The sequence below is a fragment of the Eudoraea sp. genome (assembly GCF_049665975.1).
Classification (GTDB): Bacteria; Bacteroidota; Bacteroidia; order Flavobacteriales; family Flavobacteriaceae; genus Eudoraea.
On record NZ_JBATGR010000531.1, the window covers coordinates 1 to 1835 of the forward strand.

Genomic DNA, 1835 nt, shown 5'->3' on the forward strand with positions numbered 1-1835 from the left:
ATATTATGACTTCGCCAATGGCATAAAGCATGTATTTGCCGAATTTACTTTCGACCAGCAATCGTTGTCTTATTTTTCGAAAGAATCTTACCATCAGATACAGCTTATAGTTATTCCCTAGATGTCATACTGATTATATCACTATAAAAATAGCAGCCTTTCATAGATCATTCAATGATATTGATCATACCTGTAGGGTAAACCTTCAGATAAAAGTGGGATGATTTGGATTATTTGACCGAGAGAGATTAATACTAAAAAAGTGTATTTATAGAGTTACCAGGGAATTGTGGTTAGTGTTTACAGACCGGTCTGAAAGCTAAGCACTTTAAACCTTCCCGGAAATACAAAACCACGCTTCGTGCATGCTTTCTTGAATGATGTGATCATGACAGGATCAATATATTATTGAATTTATTTGATTTTGAATATCATTCCAACCTTGGAAATTAAATGGCTAAATCTTTGTTTTTTTAACTTATCAATTGATTCGGTGAAAAGAAAGGAAAAAAACAGCAATTCCGTAAAGGCTTCGTTTTGTGGGACTTTCCAAAAAGTAATGGTTTACATAATCTTAAAAGAATCACAATCAAGGTGCTAGGCTTGTAATCTACTTTTTGTTTAATTATATTTACCGATAATTCAACGAAACTCAAAAATGATGGACATTTTACAAGAAGCAATAGCTTTTGAAAATGCAAAAATGAGTCATATGTCTACGAGTGACAGGGTGGGGGCTTCAAGAGAAGCTAAGCGGCTCATTTTAGCAATCAACGAAATTTATAAAAAGGAAAAGGATCCTGAATTAATGGATGTAATGAAGCGGTTAACTGTCAAAAAGAAAAGAATTGATATTCGGTTGAAAGGAAGACCAGATTCTGGCATTTAAGAATATGTTGAAGGTAAATAAATTAAATGTGCCTTGAACATCATTAAAATCGTGCTTTAGTAATCCTATATTAGGATGCTTTAGAGATAGGTTTTGCGGAACAATTCAAGAAGATTATGCGACACATGTACTATGTGTCTTTGTAAACCAGTTTTTTTATTGTCAGATAAGGCCTCCTTATTTTTAGGACAACTATTTGAGATGGATGGTAATAAATTTTTTAAAATACGGGATATGAAAACAATCGATAAGGCAAAATTAGCACCTGGCATGTCTACTGAAAAAGTCAGCGCATCTGTATATGATATCGCTATCAATAGCTTAGATGGTAAACCTATCTTACTTTCAGAATTCAAAGGAAAGAAGTTATTATTTGTAAATGTTGCCTCGGAGTGTGGATTTACCAAGCAATATAAAGACTTGCAAAAATTAAGTGATACGTATTCAGATGAATTAGTGGTCATTGGTTCACCTTGTAATCAATTTGGGAAGCAAGAGCCCGGAGATGCTGCGCAAATTCAGTCGTTTTGTGAAAGGAATTTTGGAGTTACATTTCTTTTGACGGAAAAGATTGATGTTAAAGGGGGGAAGCAACATCCTTTGTATGAGTGGCTAACCTCTAAAAGCCTTAACGGTAAAAAGAATTCCAGTGTAAAATGGAATTTTCAGAAATATTTGGTTGATGAAAAAGGACAGCTTATCGATTACTATTTTTCAATTACCAAACCAATGAGTTCAAAAATCACCAGGCATTTGTAATGTCTTTGGCTATCATTCAGCTTTTACTGGATTTTGGATTAGTTGTATTGATTTGGATAATACAGCTTATTATATACCCAGGTTTTCTTTATTATCGCAATGAGAATCTAGTTGCCTGGCATAGGGCATATACCTCTCGTTTTAGTTTTATTGTAATCCCATTGATGTTTGGACAACTTGGTATTTC

At 33.7% G+C, this 1835-nt stretch carries 2 protein-coding genes and 1 pseudogene; all 3 read left to right on the forward strand.

The features are described from left to right. Positions 1-661 precede the first annotated feature (661 nt). The 3 genes and pseudogenes from WBN20_RS16760 to WBN20_RS16770 all read left to right on the forward strand — a co-directional run bounded on the left by WBN20_RS16760 (position 662) and on the right by WBN20_RS16770 (position 1648). Positions 662-889, forward strand: a complete 228-nt coding sequence (locus WBN20_RS16760) for a hypothetical protein (RefSeq protein WP_424282515.1) — start codon at positions 662-664, stop codon at positions 887-889. A gap of 52 nt (positions 890-941) precedes the next feature. After that, a pseudogene (locus tag WBN20_RS16765) lies at positions 942-1076 on the forward strand (hypothetical protein); the annotation flags it as partial. A 47-nt stretch (positions 1077-1123) separates the two neighbouring features. Then, complete coding sequence (locus tag WBN20_RS16770) at positions 1124-1648, forward strand: glutathione peroxidase (RefSeq protein ID WP_424282514.1); 525 nt, start codon at positions 1124-1126, stop codon at positions 1646-1648. The last annotated feature ends 187 nt before the right edge of the window (positions 1649-1835 follow it).